At 57.0% G+C, this 16,237-nt stretch carries 12 protein-coding genes; 4 read left to right on the top strand and 8 right to left on the bottom strand.

Going from position 1 to position 16,237, the window contains the following annotated elements:
• Positions 1 to 115: 115 nt before the first annotated feature.
• Entirely contained in the window at positions 116 to 562 is a 447-nt protein-coding gene (locus HQL98_07505) for a hypothetical protein (GenBank protein MBF0271891.1), read from the top strand.
• A gap of 256 nt (positions 563 to 818) precedes the next feature.
• Here HQL98_07505 and HQL98_07500 read toward each other — a convergent pair whose 3' ends face one another.
• From HQL98_07500 to HQL98_07475, 6 genes are all read right to left on the bottom strand, one after another.
• Positions 819 to 5,591, bottom strand: coding sequence for a hypothetical protein (locus tag HQL98_07500; GenBank protein ID MBF0271890.1), 4,773 nt, complete (start codon positions 5,589 to 5,591; stop codon positions 819 to 821).
• A gap of 23 nt (positions 5,592 to 5,614) precedes the next feature.
• Entirely contained in the window at positions 5,615 to 6,052 is a 438-nt protein-coding gene (locus tag HQL98_07495; GenBank protein ID MBF0271889.1) for a hypothetical protein, read from the bottom strand.
• Complete coding sequence (locus HQL98_07490; protein ID MBF0271888.1) at positions 6,049 to 7,152, bottom strand: PilW family protein; 1,104 nt, start codon at positions 7,150 to 7,152, stop codon at positions 6,049 to 6,051. Before HQL98_07490 ends, HQL98_07495 begins: the two co-directional genes overlap by 4 nt.
• A complete protein-coding gene (pilV, locus tag HQL98_07485; protein ID MBF0271887.1) occupies positions 7,143 to 7,814 on the bottom strand; it encodes a type IV pilus modification protein PilV in 672 nt (223 codons plus the stop codon). The genes HQL98_07490 and pilV overlap by 10 nt, the downstream gene beginning before the upstream one ends.
• A 158-nt stretch (positions 7,815 to 7,972) precedes the next feature.
• Positions 7,973 to 8,464, bottom strand: a complete 492-nt coding sequence (locus HQL98_07480) for a GspH/FimT family pseudopilin (GenBank protein ID MBF0271886.1) — start codon at positions 8,462 to 8,464, stop codon at positions 7,973 to 7,975.
• A 12-nt stretch (positions 8,465 to 8,476) separates the two neighbouring features.
• Entirely contained in the window at positions 8,477 to 8,899 is a 423-nt protein-coding gene (locus HQL98_07475; protein ID MBF0271885.1) for a prepilin-type N-terminal cleavage/methylation domain-containing protein, read from the bottom strand.
• Between the two features lie 204 nt (positions 8,900 to 9,103).
• Between HQL98_07475 and HQL98_07470 the strand changes: the two genes are divergently transcribed.
• Positions 9,104 to 10,123 carry a response regulator gene (locus HQL98_07470; GenBank protein MBF0271884.1) on the top strand — a complete coding sequence of 340 codons (1,020 nt, stop codon included), beginning with the start codon at positions 9,104 to 9,106 and terminating at the stop codon, positions 10,121 to 10,123.
• 11 nt (positions 10,124 to 10,134) lie between these two features.
• Here the strand turns inward: HQL98_07470 and HQL98_07465 are convergent, their stop codons facing one another.
• Positions 10,135 to 13,413 (bottom strand): PAS domain S-box protein, encoded by a 3,279-nt coding sequence (locus HQL98_07465; GenBank protein MBF0271883.1) that lies wholly within the window; start codon positions 13,411 to 13,413, stop codon positions 10,135 to 10,137.
• Positions 13,414 to 13,678: 265 nt separating this feature from the next.
• On the opposite strand from HQL98_07465, the gene HQL98_07460 reads away from it, so the two are divergent.
• Together HQL98_07460 and HQL98_07455 are read left to right on the top strand one after the other, a co-directional pair.
• Positions 13,679 to 13,963 (top strand): (2Fe-2S) ferredoxin domain-containing protein, encoded by a 285-nt coding sequence (locus tag HQL98_07460; protein ID MBF0271882.1) that lies wholly within the window; start codon positions 13,679 to 13,681, stop codon positions 13,961 to 13,963.
• A gap of 3 nt (positions 13,964 to 13,966) precedes the next feature.
• The gene (locus HQL98_07455) at positions 13,967 to 15,715 is read left to right on the top strand and encodes an AAA family ATPase (protein MBF0271881.1); all 1,749 of its coding nucleotides are present in this window, start codon (positions 13,967 to 13,969) and stop codon (positions 15,713 to 15,715) included.
• Between the two features lie 38 nt (positions 15,716 to 15,753).
• On the opposite strand, the gene HQL98_07450 is transcribed toward HQL98_07455, so the two are convergent.
• Positions 15,754 to 16,236: a hypothetical protein gene (locus tag HQL98_07450; GenBank protein ID MBF0271880.1), complete on the bottom strand. Its 483-nt coding sequence runs from the start codon at positions 16,234 to 16,236 to the stop codon at positions 15,754 to 15,756.
• Position 16,237: the final 1 nt, after the last annotated feature.

Raw genomic sequence — 16,237 nt, 5'->3', positions numbered from 1 at the left:
GCCGCCGTCGGTAACATGCAAGCCGCCGTCGGTAACGTGCAAGCCGCCGTCGGTAACGTGCAAGCCGCCGTCGGTAACGTGCAAGCCGCCGTCGGTACACACGAAGCCGCCATCGGTGACGTGCAAGCCGCCGTCGGTACATCAAGATGGCATTACGGTTCATGGCACGAATCGCAATGATCAGATTGTTGGAACCGAGGGGGATGACCATCTGTGGGGCGGAAAGGGGGATGATACCTTCCGTGGCGAAGGTGGAGAGGATGTGATACATGGTGAAGCCGGTAATGATTTGTTCATCTTCGGTTCTTCACAGAGTGCGTTTGTTGATGGGGGGCAGGCAGGCAAATGGACTGATATTATCGACATGACGGATCAGTCCATGCACCTGACCGGTCACTATGATGGAGGTTGGACTGCCCAGGTTGAACATGAAATGGTGACCGTCACCGATCCGAATCAACATGGGGTGCTGGATCATTTGCAGAATGCCTCAGGAACGATCACTTTCAACGCGACGGGGGATGTGATTCAATTCCAGAACATCGACAAGATCGAGTGGTAGCGGTTGTTGTTGAATCGTGAGTAGCAAAATGGCCCGGGGGAGTTTCCTTCGGGCCATTTTGTTTTGAATTTTTTATCAGAGGCTGGGAGTTTGTTGTATCAACAGAAAAGAAAGGGTAAAGAGGGGTGTGCTTGGAAGGTGGGGAAGGCTTCAATCAACGATTGGCGGTAACGCTGGATGACGCATCACCGCGCCGGCGACATGGTTGGCCGGAGCGGTGCGTGTTTTTGATTTTTTAAGGATTGGGTCTGGCGGATCATTCCATCTCTTTGAACCAGAAACGCCGATAACGGGTGCCGAAGGCCACACCTGGAGGTTCATCCACACGTACACCGGAGACCACGCCGGTTAAGGTTTTGCCATCGATCTGGACCACGACCGGGGTGGGCGGCGGGAGGAATCCACCCCCGGGATGAATCTGAAAGCGATCCGAGGCGCTTAGGGTGTTGTCCTTGTTGCGATCGGATACGGCTGTGGCATTGGTGAAGATCACCTGATAGGCTCTGGCCACGCCGAGGTTGCTGACACACGAGACATTGGTCGCCATCGAGGCGGGTTGGTGGGTGTTGAAAAAGGTGACGTTGTTGATGGTGATGGCGTTGCTGATCACCTTTTCTCCTTCCAGAAGTCTGAAATACCAGCCACGCGCCGTGTCGAGGGCGGATTGGGCCAAGGTGGAGGTTTGACCTGGGGCACAGTCGCTGGCGTTCTGGATGCAATTGCTGGTGGCGTCGTAAAGTTGATTTTCGCGGATGTCCGCATCGGTGGAAGTGGTACCGATGTCGGTATCCTTGAACATGTACATGCGGTTGTTCACGCTGACATCCAAGGGATGTTCCCGATCGCCGCTGCCGATCAGCACCGCGTCGAACCCGGTGGAATAGACCACGTCCGGTGGATAGAGGAACCGGCGCAAGCCTCCGGGAATCGTGGTCATGTCGGCGATGGAGGCGAGTCGGGTTACGGTCCAATTGGCTGGATTGGCCTCGTTGAGGTTGATGCGCCACAGATTGCCCCCGGTATCACCGACATAGGCGCGATTCGGAATGGTGCCGCCGTTGTGGGTGATGACCGCCACGTCGCTGGGAATGGCATAATGCATGCCGCTTACGGTTAAATAGGGGTGTGTGCCGGTATCGGTCGGATTGCGTCCAGGTCCGGCCTGCCAAAGCGGTTCACCGGTGGCCGCGTCCAGCACAAAGATCCCCCGTCCCATGCTGCGGGTATAGACTGCGCTGCCGGTGGTCACTTCGGTGGTGCTGACTCCGGTAACAATGCTTTCCGGTGTGACATCCTCCACGATGGGATCGTATCCCGCGCCGAAGATGACGACCGGTTTGCCCCCGTTGGCGTTGATTTTGGGGATGACTCTGGGTTCGGACCAGGTGTAGCCGAGTTCCTGGAATCCGGGGGAGGTTTGGCTTTTTTTCCAAAGCAGTTTGGGTGTTTCGGGGGTGGTGACATCCAGGGCATACAGCAGTCGTCCCCCCCGGCGCATGCTGAGGAAGAGGTAAACCTTGTCCCCATCAGCGGCGACTATTTTGCCGTCCTTGTTGGCATCGAGTATGTAGGAGCCGATGGTGCCGTCGGCGAAATAGGGTTTCTTGTTGGCGCTGCTTAAAATCGGATCGTTGTTGCGCAACCGTTTGAGCCGGTCGAAGAACTCGGGGGGAATGAATCCCCACATTTCGCGGCCCGCGTCGGGTTGTCCGGTTGCACTGGTAAAGCCCCCTTTGACCGCACGAAACACCCCATCGTTGGCCCCGTAGAAGACCATCACATCGTTGTCCGTGCCCAGTCGGTTGTAGTTGATCACCGCCGGTTTGGAGTGCAGCACGTCGGCGTGAATCGAAGCGCGGACATCGGAGGCGCTGGTGTTTTGATTCTCGTCTTCAAAGTTGTCCTCGCCTCGGACCCAACGGATCAAGCTGTCCCTGGCTGTGGTGGTATTGGCGCCACCGGACTCTTCAGCCGTGATGGTGCCTGATGCGGCGCCCTGGGGTGAAGGCAGGGTATAGGAAAAATGTTGATCGTCGATTCGGGTGATGGGAAAGGTGCCGTTGAAAGCCGCAGGCGAAGCCCCGGAAATGGTGATCGATGCTCCATTGGCAAAGCCGTGGGAGACGGCGGTAGCCTGTGCCGTGGTGGAGGGCACGATTGCGGCAGGGGTTTGGGTAGCTGCCTGTAGGGGGGATGACGGCAGGGCATAACGGAAGTGATTGGCATCGGTTGTCGTGATGGCGAAAATGCCGTTGTAGACGGCCGGGGATGCGCCCCGAATGGTGATCGATTGTCCGGTGGCAAAGCCGTGGCCGGTAAGGGTGGCCTGGGCGGTGGGTGTGGTCAGACGGGCGGAGATGATGCCGCTGGCGGATGTGGGGGTGGTGGTGAGGGTGTAGCGGAAGGTGTTGTCGTCGATGCGCGTGATGACAAAAGAGCCATTGTAGTCGTTGGGTGTGGCTCCGGAGATGGTGACCATCTCTCCGGTGGCAAAGCCATGGGCGGGCACCAGGGCCGTGGCCGTGGTGGAAACACCATTGGAAGCGGTGATGCCACTGCCGGTCTGGGGAGGAAGCACGGTGGGCGTGGTGTAGGTGAAGGCCGTGGCCGAGGTGACGGTGATCACGTGGGAGCCATTGTAGTCGCTGGGAGTCGCGCCCAGAATGGTGATGATGTTTCCGGTGGAGAAGCCATGCGCCGCCGGGGTGATGGCGGTGACGGTGGCACTGCCTTTGGTGACCGTGAGGGTTCCGGTGGCGTTGCTCATGGGGGAGGCGGCGTAGGTGAAGGTGTTGGCGGTGGGGGTGGTCAAGATGGTGACATTGCCGTTGTAACCCGTGGGCGTGGCTCCGGAGATGGTGACCAGATTGCCGGGAGAGTAGCCATGGGCGGCAACCGTGGCGGTGGCGGTGGATGTTTGTCCGGCGGCGCTGCCAAAGGTGGTGGGTACCCCCAGAGGGGCTACGGTGGAAAAACTGAAGGTGTTGGCGCTGTTGACGGTGATGGCATAGCTGCCATTGAATCCGGTTGGAATGGCGCCGCTGATGGTGACACTCTGGCCGGTGACAAAACCGTGGTTGGCGATGGTGGCGGTGACCAGGGAGCTGGTGGTGGTGGCGGTGGCCGCGGTACAGGGGGTGGTGGAGCCATTGGGGATGGTGTAGCGGAATTTGTTGCTGTCCACCACCGAGATGGTAAACGTTCCGGAGTAGCGGACGTTGCAGGAAGGGGCCGCAATGGTGACCGTCTGGCCGGTGGAGTAACCATGGTTGTTGAGGGTGGCTTCAGCCGGGCCGTTGTTGACGGGTTGGTTCAACAAGGAGATGGTCCGGGTGACCGGTGAGTTGGTCAGATTGGTGATGGTTTGGCTTCTGGTGGTGGTGAGTGCGGTGATGCTTTTGGTGACCGCGCCATTGGTGAGACTGGTGACCGCGACCGATCCGGCAGCGGTGGAAAGCGCGGTGACGGGCTGCACATCGGTGAGAGCCGCCAGGGGACGGCTCTGTTCGCCGGTGAGGGTCGAAACCGTTTGCACATCCAGCATCAACGCTGCCGAGGTGATGTTGGCGTTGCTGGAGTGGAAGGGGTACAAGGAGAGGTTGTCACCCGGTGCGCAGGTTCGGGTACAGGTCAACAGGTTGCGGGCCGCCTGGGAGGAGGCCAGATCGATGCGCAGGGTCTGGGCGACGCCTCCTTTTTCCACCAGATCGCCGTCCGGCAGATCGGAGGAACCGCCGGCCCCGTTGACCGCGCTGTCCCGGAAGGTCCAGAAGTTGGAGTTTTCGGTCCAGAAGCTGGCCGCATCCGGGGTGAGGAAACCGGTGGTGGTGTTTTCCGCCTTGACCCCGTTGCGATCCGCCAGGAACAGGTCATCGGTGGCCTCTTCGTAACCGAGTTGATAACACTTCAGATTGCCATACCAGCGGGGCAGTTTGTTGGCGTCGGGCCGGAACATGCCCACATAGACCTGATTCAGATTGGTGCCGCGCACATTGACGCTCACCGGCAGGGTGGTGGCGGCGAAGACGCTGTTGACGGATTGGATTTCTTGAAAAATCTCGTTCATGGCGTTGATGATCGCCTGACCCGCATTGCCGCTCGATACCGCGAAATAGCGACCCTGTCCCTTATTGGCCATGCTTTTGAGCAGCGCGGTCATGTCCGGTCCCTGGCCGGTGGCGATGGGGTCCACTTCCACCACATAGGTGTAAACCGATTGGGTATGTTCGATCTGGCTGTTGACATCGCTGTTGGCGAGATAGCTGGCCCATTCGTCGGCCCAGTTGCCTTGTTGGCCGGTGGGGGAGATGGAGATCACCGCCGGGGGCGTGCGATGGGTGAGTTCGGCCAGTTTGTCTTCGGAAACCCGTTTGGCGCTGGCGTTTTCGTTGGCCGGTCCGTTGCTGATGTAGATGATGAAATTCTTCTGGCAACCATTGGCGATCGGGGCGTTGTAGAGCGAGGCGGCTGTGGGGGCGGCGGGCAGGGCGTGCTGGCCCAGACCAAAGGCTGAAGCCGGATTGTTGGCGGTATTGTCGGCGAAGTCGGTTTTGATCTTGCCGAAACCGGCCCGGGAGGCAGAACCGGAATAATAAAGATAGGCCTCGTAGAGGGCCAGTCCGGTGGTGGCGTTGTTGCCCTTGTCGTTGAGGATGTGCAGATTGTTGACCATGTTGGCCAGGACCGATTTGTTGGTCGCAGTCATCTGACGTACCGCGAAACGGACATAACCCCCATCCACGTTGTCGTTGGGATTGCCGGTTTCCGGGAACATCATCAGGCCGACATTGTACAGTTCGCTTAAGTTGGCCACCACCGAGACCAGCGCCGATTTTTCGTTGACGAAAGGCTGGTTCCAGTTGGCCGTATTGTCCAGAATGATCAAGACATTGGGTCGATCCGAGGCCACATTGGGATTGCTCAGGAACAGGTCCGTATCGTCGTTGACCGGATCGAAACCGGCCCAGACGGTGCCGAATGGCGTGGCCAGGAGTGTGAAGAGCAGGATCAGGGTGGCCAGAAGGTTCATGGGAGTCGCTCCTTTGGTTTGGTTCAGCAATCCGGGCAACAGATCCCGGCCAGTTGGCGGATTTTCACCCCCTGATGCATGGTGGAAACGGCTCCGGTGGTGGTATTGGTGATGGTGGCGGTCAGCTCCCAGGTGTTGTCCCGGGGGGCCATGTTCCAGGTTGCGCTGCTGCCCGAGGCGATTTGGGAGTAGATGCAGACCGGAGCCGTCACGCTGCCCGAATCCGATCCCACGGTGAACGGGTAGATGGTGGAGGAGCCGTTGAAATGGGCCGACTGGGAGATGACGCTTTCCAAAGCCTGTTGCGTGGCCGCGTCCATGGTCTTGATGCTTTGCAGATTGGCGACGATACGAAAGTTGACGGTGCTGATGTTGGCCGAGGAAACCACCATCAGGGTCAGGATGATCAGAATGAACAGGCTGGCCAGCATCGTCACGGCGCCCCGGTTGGAGGTGTTCATTGCATGCTCCTGGGTCCGGCCAGATTGGTTGGTCGCACTTCGGTCGAAAACAGATGGCGTCGATAGCCATCCCCCGAGGCCGCCACGGTGAGGGGACCGACCTGATAGCTTTTATTGTCGATCTGGCCCGTCGAGGTGTTCGGAGCCCGGGTCAGCACATGAACCTGCACCGAAACCACGGAACTCCACTGGGCGAGGGTGGGGGCGGTGCTCCAGGTATCCGGGATGCCGTCGCCGATCAGTCCGGTGGCCGGATCGGTTGTGGAGGGGGTGGTGTCGAGGCCGTAACGCACCTTCAGGATTTCGACGCCTTCGGCCAGCGGGGTGATGGCCATGGCCCGCACCCCGCCGGAGGCTTCCAGATCCAGGCGTTTCAAGGTGGGAATGGTATCGTCTCCGGCTGCGCAGATTCCGGAAGCGCCGCTTCCCTTGGAGCAGGGAGCGACAAAATAGACCCGGACATGCAGCCTGCGGGTGTTGGCCGGGGAGACGGTGGCCCCGTTGCGTTGGGTGAGGGTGACACTCCCTCCATCCGCGGTGGTGGTGGGGACATTGGCCGTGGCGGAGCCGAATTGGATCGCGGCTGTGGTGACGTTGGCCTGGAGGTAGACCTCACCGCTGGTCGGCACTCCGGCAAGGATGGCGGTATCGGCCCGGCGGATCACCAGCAGATCGGAGCCGGGTTTGAGGTTGTCGGGGCTTAACACGGTGGCGGCGCAGGAGGTTGCGGAAACATCGGCCCGGTTCGTGATCCCGGTGGATGAGTAGCCTTGCAGCGGCAGGGCCAGGGCGGTGAGCAGGGCATTGGCGTCATCGGTTTCGCACGGATCCGGCAGGCTGGCGGGAGTGGTCAGGCCACCGGCATGGTAGTGACCAAAAAATCCCGCGTGGCGCAGATCTTCGTACAAGACTTGAATGGCATATTGTCCGTTTTCGATGAGTTGGGCCGACTGATCAAGCTCCTGGCGGGAGCGGTTGGAGGTGGAAAGCATGGAAATGACCGCAAGCAGCACTACCAGACCGATGCTCATGGCGATCATCACTTCGATGAGGGAGAGTCCCGCCTGACGACGGTGTTGGCCTGGGGAGATCACATCCATGCGGGTGACTCCTGTTCCAGTTGGGCGGCGGTGAGATTGGCAAAGCGGATCGAGGTGGAGACCGCCCGTCTCAAGGTTTCGGAGCCGTACAGGCCGTTGGCGCAGGCATGGGTCGCCGGTGGGGCCACGGTGGGGGCGAGTCCCTGCCAGACCACGGTGATGGTATAGGTTCCGGTTCCGGCAATGGGTGCGCCGGTGCTGTCGGCCAGCAGATCGGCGCTGTTGTAGTGGATGCAGGCTCTGGCCCCGATCATGGCCCCGGATCCGCTGGCGGAACCGGTTTTGACTTCCGCCAGTCCCTGGAGTTGGTCGTTGAGTTGGCTCAAGGCCTCGTCGGTCCGGGTATTGAGCAGCGCAGTGCTGACGGCGCAACCGGTGGGCAACATCCATCCGCTTCCCGGGGTGCCGATGAAGGGGGTGCCATTGGTGGTGTTGGTGGTGTAGGCGAAACAAGAAAGGGTGCCCCGATGCACCGTGAGCCGCTCGCTGATGTCGGAGAGCATGATCAACGCCTGGGTGCGTTGATACGCCTCCAGTTCCGCGACGTGCATCCGGGAGAGCAATGAGGCCAGCCCAAGCAGTCCCACGGAGACGATCAGTAGGGTGATCAGAATCTCCAACAGCGAAAAACCACCACAGCGGACATCAGATCGGGTCATCATCGGTGTCGCCCGTTTCGTCTGGGTCGAGGGAGATGGACGCGCAAACCGTTTGGATCGTGTTGGGATTTGAGCATACATCGGCAGGGGTTATCCATCAAGAAAAATATGCACCATTTTTTAGATGGATCGATTGGGCCTTTTCACGGGTATGGGAGCGGTCACAGCGTGCAGCCATTGGCCGGGTTGGAGTCGCTGTCGATGGTGGTGTGAGGCACGCCGTTGGCGCCGATGCTGACGCAGCGCATCGTGACGGCGGTATTGCCGCTGACCGAGACATTGAAGTCGGTCATGGCGGCTGCGGGCCGTCCATTGCGTTGGTAGGTGACGCTGCCGGCGGGTCCGGTGATGGTGAGATCCGGATAGCCGTCCTGGTTTTTAAGCACGGTGGTTCCGGACAGCACGCTCCAGCCACCGTTCCAGGTGCCGGTTGGGGTGATGGTGACATTGGCGTTGCGTTTGATCGCCTCGCTGCGGGCGTGGACCAGACTGAAATGCAGGTCGGAGACCGCGTTTTTGACCTGTTGGGTCAAGACCGCGTTTTTCATGTAGGGCAGGCCGAGGGTCATGAGAATGGCGACAATGCTCAGGGTGATGAGCGTTTCCACCAGGGTGAAGCCTTTGTTTCTGTTTGATGTATCGATCCGGCCCATGGTGGTGGCTCCTTACCAGCCCGACACGCCGTTGCGGGTTTTGGTGCCGGTATTGGTCAGGGTGAGAATGCCATCGCTGGCTTGGGTGGATGCGGCGACAGGGGTGGCGGTGATGGTGAACGACGGCGGCGCACCGGTTCCGGGGGTGACGATGACCGTGTAATAGGCGTTGGTACAGGTGGTGTTGGCGCAGGTCCAGCCGTTGAGGGTGAAATTCAGGGTGGTGAAGGAGTTGGAATAGCTCATGGCATCCAGCAGATAGACCTCTTCGCGGTTGGCGATGGCGGTCATCAGTTGCTGGGCGTCGGCGCGGCGCGACTTGCGTACCGAGTCTTGATAATTGGGCAGGGCCACGGCGCTCAACACGGCGATGATCGCCACGACGATCAGCAGTTCCACCAGGGTGAAGCCTCGGGATTCAGGAGAGTGGCGCATGGAGATTCCCGTATGGTCGTTTGTTAACAATAACGTATGGCGCCAGTTGGACTTTTTATGGAGAATACACGATGCGGCCCAGCCCCGTCATCTGGAAAATCGTGGGTCGTCCTCATCCTGTTTATTATCTGAAATTAATCAAAATTGTGGGGACTCGGGATATCTCTATGTTGTGCTTTGATTTTTTCTTGTTGGTGTGTTATTGTGCCAATTCGGCAATTTTGGCAAATAATGGCGGTTTGTGCGGCACTTTCCTTGAAGGAGGAAGGCGCGGCAACAAGCCTGCGCCGTATAGACTATAAAATGGAGCCGCAGATGAATCGATGTGAGGTCAGTCTGAATCTTTGCAATAATCTGAATGATCAGATCTTCCGCATTCGTGACCGACTGTTCGATCCCCCGACCCGACAGCTTTTGGAAATGTTCATAGCCGGATTGTCGGAGTTGAAATCGATCTTTGAGAACCTGAGGAACTCCGATTTCAATGAGATCTGTGAAGACCTGAAACAGATCCTCTTGATGATCAATACCGGCAAAAGGAAGGTCAACGATTTGATCCGCGAGTCCATCCTGATGACTCTTGGTCTGATGTATCGGAGCGCGATCAACAACGAATCCTGCCAGCAGGAAATTGAAGATCTGGCGGTGCTGATCCATGGTTTGAAACTGGGGATCAGCGCGGGGTTTCATGTGACTGACAACCGAATTCACGCCAATGACCAAGAACAGATCACGTTCTTTGGCGCTCAGAACGCTGCCGTGGATGGTTATGTCAGAAAAGAGGTCTTGACCCGGGATCCTGTTCAACCGTTGCGCATGCTGATTGTGGATGATGATTTCAACAGTCGCCTGCTCATCCAGGAGATCGTTTCAGACCTTGGAATCTGTCATATTGCCTGCAACGGTGAAGAGGCGGTCAATGCCTTCCGGGCGGCTCACGAACGTGATCAACCGTATCATGTGATCTTCATGGACATCATGATGCCGATCATGGATGGACATCAGGCGTTGCAGCAAATACGCGCTTTTGAACACATGCACAAGAAACAGGGTAACGATGTGTTTGTCTTCATGGTCACGGCAGTGGATTCCCATGACAACGTTTGCAAGGCTTTTTTTCAAGGATATTGTTCGGATTATATCATCAAGCCTGTCAGCGTCAGCAAGATCATGCATAAATTATACGAAAACAAATTGACAGCCGAGATTCCTCCAGCCTTTTGAGGTTGTCCAAGTCATGTTTCTTCCAATGCCTGGGAAGTCAACAAGTCGTTCAAGGCCTGCCTGACCTGGACAAAAGCCGTGCCGCACAACTGACAGGACTGGCGCACCACGGTGAAATCCGTGTGATTGGCCTCCATGATGCGTCCCAGTTCAACCATGTGGGTCGCTCCAATGGTGAGACTGGTGGATTTCAGGGAATGGGCGGCAAACCGGATTCTTTTGGCATCGTTTTGTTTCAGGGCCTCTTCCAGTTCCGCCAACAATTCCGGTGTGCGTATCAGATAGTGGTCCACCATTTTGCCCAGAAGACCGTTCCCCCGTTTTCGGGTCAAGGTTTGGATGAGGTCCAGAGCGGTTGGATCCAGCACGGGAATGGAAACCCGTGCCGTGTCTTCCTCCCGGAAGCGTTTCGGAAGGGATGATGCTGGCATCGATATCGACTGCGGGGCGGAAGCAGTCGGATCGGGGACAGAGGAGGCCGGTTTATCGGATTTCTTGTTGGTCGTCTCTGCTGGCGGTTGAGGCAACCAACGATTCAGTATGCCCCCCAGATCCGCCTGGCTGAAAGGTTTTCTCAGATAGTCATCCATGCCGGCCTCATGGCACTGTTGCCGACTCTCTTGCAGGACATGGGCGGTGAGCGCGACAATGGGAGTGCGGGACCGGTCCGTCTCTTGTTCCCATTGCCGCAGATGTCGGGTGGTTTCAAATCCGTCCAGGATGGGCATTTCGCAGTCCATGAAGATGAGATCAAATGGCGTGACCGCTTCATGGACCGTAGCGATGGCCTGTTGGCCGTTGTTGGCGATCGTCACCTGACAGCCGAACAACTCCAGGGTCGCCACCGTCACCTCCTGGTTGACCAGATTGTCCTCCACCAACAGAATCCGGCCTGTGAAACGAAAATGATCCGGTGTGATGGGGCGTTGTTGGGCATGCCAGCTTGCGATTTTCTGTCGATCACCGGGCTGCTGCAAGCCAAACCGAATGGTGAACCAGAAGGTCGATCCTTGTTCCGGAAGGCTTGAGAACTGCAACTTCCCGTTCATCAGGCTCACCAGACGTTGGGTGATGGCCAATCCCAGCCCGGTTCCGCCAAATCTTCGCGTAATCGATGGGTCTTCCTGAGAAAAGGCCTGGAACAGTCGATTGTGGAATTCGGGAGCGATACCGATACCGGTATCCATCACCTGGAAACGCAGTTGGACATCCGCTTCTCGTTTTTCCGCGACTTCGACCCATACCTGGACCGATCCTTTGGTCGTGAATTTGATCGCGTTGCCAACCAGATTGAACAGAATTTGATTGAGACGATACGGATCCCCCAACAGGTGGAGCGGCACCCCGTCCGCCAGCTTGATGTGAAAGGTCAATCCTTTGGAAGTTGCCTTGTCAGCCAGAAGGCCGTTGAGATCCTGAATGATCTCATCCAGATCGAAGCGGATGATATCCATGACCAACTGGCCGGCCTGGATTTTGGAAAAATCCAGAATATCGTTGATGATACACAACAAAGTCCGTCCGGAACGATGAATGGTTTCGACATAATGACGTTGCTGATGGGTCAAGGGGGTGGACAGAATCAAATCCGCCATTCCCAGCACGCCGTTCATCGGTGTACGGATTTCGTGGCTCATGGTGGCCAGAAATTCGGTTTTGGCCCGGTTGGCCTGTTCGGCCCGATCCAGGGCTTGTTGTTTTTCCAACTCCAGCCGTTTTTTATCGGTGATGTCGTCCTTGATGCCGAGAAAATGGGAGATGTTGCCGTTTTGATCACGAATGGGGGAAATGTTGGCCAGTTCCCAATACAATTCACCATTCTTGTGTCGGTTGCACAGGTCACCCCGCCACACCCGTCCACTGGTGATGGTTTGCCACAAATTTTGATAAACCTCCGGCGACGTGATTCCGGACCTGAGCAGACTGGGGTCATGGCCCAGGAGTTCCTCGCGGGAATAGCCGCTTGATGTGATAAAGCTGTGGTTGACGTATTGGATGATTCCCTCCCGATCGGTAATGACAACGGAGGAGGGACTTTGCTCCACCGCCTGGGACAGGATACGGATTCGCGCTTCGACCTGATGCCGCTTGGTCAGATCCAGAACGGTTCCGAGCATGGATACGGCTTGGCCATGCTCGTCTCGGATCACTTCGCCCCGTTCCAGCACATGGCACAAGGTGCCGTCGGATCGGAGTACCCGGTGTTCGGTCTGATAGGAGGTTCCGGGTTGCGACAGTGCCTGATCGATCGCCCGGGAGACCTGTTGGCGTTCCGATTCGGGAATGGAGCGCAGAAAAATGTCGTAGGAGGGGGTATCTTTTTTGGGATCCAGACCAAAGATGCGATAGATCTCTTTGGACCAGACAAGCCGATCACTGGCAATCTCCCAGTGCCAGTGACCCAACTGGGCAATCTCCTGAGCCATTTCCAACTGCATCTGACGGGCGGACAGTTCCTGATTGGCGGCTGCCAAGGCGTCCCGGGTGCTGGTGATGTTGTAGTAAAGAGTCTTGATGGGGGTTTCCAGGGTGGTTTCCGCCACCGCCTTGTAGAGACAATAAAACGTGGTAATTTTGAGCAGGTGCCCAATCAGATTGGAAAATCCGTAGGTATCCACATAGAAGGTGAAGGTCAGTTCCGCACCCACCGTGGTGATCATCGCCCAACGCAGCAGAATCAGAATATCCGTGGCGAACTGTTTCTTCTGGCGATGCAGCAGGATCATGTCGTAAAGCAGAATGATACAAATGACGTATTCGCTGTTTTTCTTGAAAGGTGTCAGTCCCTGGCCATCCACCCAGCAGTCGGGAAAAAGACCCCATTTGAAGATGGACAACAGAATCAGTCCGGTGACCACGGTATACAGGAGCAGCAATCCATTCACCGACAGCTTGCGTCGTATGAAGAAAAAGGCGGCGAGGAATGACAGCGCCTCCAGATAACGTGCCCCGATCCACAATTGGGTCGCCAGATTGGCGTCCCGACGATCAAAGATTCCCATGCCCTTGTAGCCCAGGGTATGGATCAGGTCGAGAAACCCGATGAACAGAAAGGCAATACCCAGGAACAACAGATAGTGATTGTCGAAGAAACGCCGTCCGTTCCAGGCAATAATAAAGAAAGTGAACGCGATGATGATGCTGAAGAATTCCGCCAGAATATGAAACAGCAGGAAATTCTTGAAGGATATCAGTACCAGTGCCAATACCAGACAGGTCTTGATCAGGATGCTGGAGAGTCGGTTGGCGTTGAGGCTCTTGTCATCCGGCGTCGATACGAGAGGGTTCATGGAATACTCCAGGCTATCCTTATCAAGCGGGGGCGTGGGGATTGAACGGGGGCCAGCCAGGATCTCAAGATATGCACCATAGCGCAACCTTAACATTTCTGTCAAAGTGATCATCAGACGATGAATATCTTATGGATTTTCCGGGCCGAAACCGTTGCGGAAAAATGCCGCTGACAACAGATGACGACAGGAGCCGGATTGTCCAGGTTGCCCGGATTTTCATGCGGCATGGAATCATCAAACAGCCTCCAGGGCCAGAACCATCATGAAAACGAGCGTTATTGTGTGTGTCAAGGAGCGGATGGGTCAGGCTTCATCCTGTGTCCAAGGTGGCAGCCTGGAATTGATCCGGTTGCTGGAACAGGAGTTTGCGGCCCAGGGGCTGTCGGTTCCGGTCAAGCCGTTGCTGTGTTTCGGGCGTTGCAACGAGGGGCCCAACCTGCGCATCGCCCCCGGGGGCGCCTTTTTCACCCGTATGACCCCCGAGCGACTGGGAGAGGTGGTGGAGGCGGTGCGGGCGGCGTTAGCGGTGGAAGGGCGGGAGGAGTAGGGGATGGGGGAGTTCATCCAGATCACCCGTTTGATCTTGAAACACTTCAAGAGCGTCGATGAACAGGTGTACCGGTTCGGGCCGTTCGATCTGCTGGTGGGGCGCAACAACAGTGGCAAAAGCACGGTGTTGCAGGCGTTGGCCATTTGGCAGTATTGCGTGGATCTGTTTCATCAATCCAGAGGCAACAAGGGCATTCAGGTGGTCTTGCCCAACTTCACGGCCTTGCCGGTGCCGGAATTCAGTCTGTTGTGGAAAGACAAGACCGATCGGGCCGCGTTCATCGGGAGTGATGGACAAAAAAAGCTGAAATATATCCTGATTCAGATCATCGTGGAGTGGCGACATCAAAACGGCGAAGAGCGGCAGTTTGGCGTGGACTTGCGTTATCACTCGCCACAGACCATTTATGCCATCCCTTCGGAAGGGTGGGATCGGTTTCGTCGGGCCGACGGCAACGGCATGCCAAGAATCGCCTATATCCCGCCATTCTCCGGGCTGGAGCCTGTCGAAAAACGTCTGGACAGCTCTCCCATCCGTCAGCAGGTGGGCAAGGGGCAGCCGGGAAGTGTGTTGCGCAATCTGTTGTTGAGCGTGTGTCCTCCCCCCACTCCCGGGGAGAAAGAAAAATCCGGAAAACGTCGCGCTCCCCCGGCGGATTGGCAGGAGTTGGCCGCCATGGTCCGCTTGTGGTTTTCGGTTGACATACTGCCCCCGGAATACGACCCGGCCCAGGATGTGTACATTCGGGTCGAGTATCGACAAAACGGCAGGCTCTACGATGTCATCTCCGGTGGCAGCGGTTTTCATCAGACGCTGACCCTGTTGGCGTTCTTGTATGGTTACAAACCGACCACCCTGTTGATCGATGAGCCGGATGCCCATCTGCATGCCAGTCTGCAACGGGAGCTGCTGGATTTTTTTAAAAGGAAATCCGGCGATACCGGCATGCAATTTTTGATCGCCACCCATGCCCAGGAGTTTGTCTCGGGTGTGGATGCCGGACAGATCCTGTCGTTGCTGAAACAGACCCCCGCGCGCATCGACTCCGTACCCCAGGTGGTGCGCGCCTTGGCGGAGGTGTCCAATGTGGAAATCGATCGACTGACGCAGTCACCCTTCATTCTGTATGTGGAAGGGGACAGCGATGAGCGTATTTTGCGCAATTGGGCCGCGCGCTGTGACGCCCAGGAGGTGATGCAGTCTGTTTATTTCAAGAAGATGGGGGGTGGCAGCAAGAAGGAGATGCGCGATAGCGCGGACAAACACTTTAAAACCTTGTGTCAGGTCATCCCGCAAGTCTCCAGATTGGTGCTTTTCGACTACGACGACGCACGCAGCGCCTTTCATCCGAAAGCGAATAATCCCGTTTTGATGGAATGGAAACGCAAGAACATCGAGAATTATCTGCTGGTCCCCGAGGCCTGGAAACGGTTTGCTCAACAGAGAATGGGTTCGCTGCGCGCGGTTCCCCTCGTATCCAGAATCGACTCTTTTTTTGCAGAACAGAATCTGCACCTGCCACCCAACCAGACCTGGCGGGAGATCAAGGCAGAGTGGTTCAAGGTCGTGGATGGCAAGCGCATCCTGTTTGAAAACGATGACTCCCTGTTTCACCAACTGAGACACGAGGAGCCATCCGTGTTGTTTTTGCGCGAAGAGATCGCCCTGGCCATGCAGGCGGACGAGATTCACGCAGACGTGCATCTTTTTTTCAACAGGATGATGACCCTGGCCAGAAACGACACCTGAATGCCGGACCTATGCCGTTCAACCCGGCAATCTTTCACTCATCCCCCACCCCGATGTTTGGCCAACAGCGTTTGCCAGCGTTGGGTCTCTTCGGTGCTTTTTTCCTCCAGGGCGTTGATGTGCAGGCGGACCCGCCAGGGTTCCTTTTCGTTTTCGGGTTCCCAGTCGATGGCATAGCCGTTTTCTTCGATCAGGCGGAACAGGTCCAGCAGGGCGGTGAGCATTTGTCCTTTCATGGAACGGGCTTCCCGCTCGTAGATCACCCGCAGCCACTCATCCGCGTTTTCGTCCGCCAACTGTTGCCAGATCCAGGTCACGGGGGCGTCGTAGAGGGTGCCTTCCCACTGTTTGGCATGGGTTGCGGCGTTGGGACAATCCTCGATGGGCTTGCCGATGATGATCAGAATGTCCGCTTCCTCTTCTTCGGTGATGAGATGGATTTCGCCGAAGGCAAAGGGATTTTCATCTTTGTGTTTTTGAAACCATTGGCCGATCAGACGGCCCAGATCATTGGGGTGCATG

It is taken from the genome of Magnetococcales bacterium (assembly GCA_015231755.1).
Classification (GTDB): domain Bacteria; phylum Pseudomonadota; class Magnetococcia; order Magnetococcales; family Magnetaquicoccaceae; genus Magnetaquiglobus.
The sequence above is the reverse complement of the archived record's forward strand: the minus strand, read 5'-3'. Positions and strand labels throughout refer to the sequence as shown.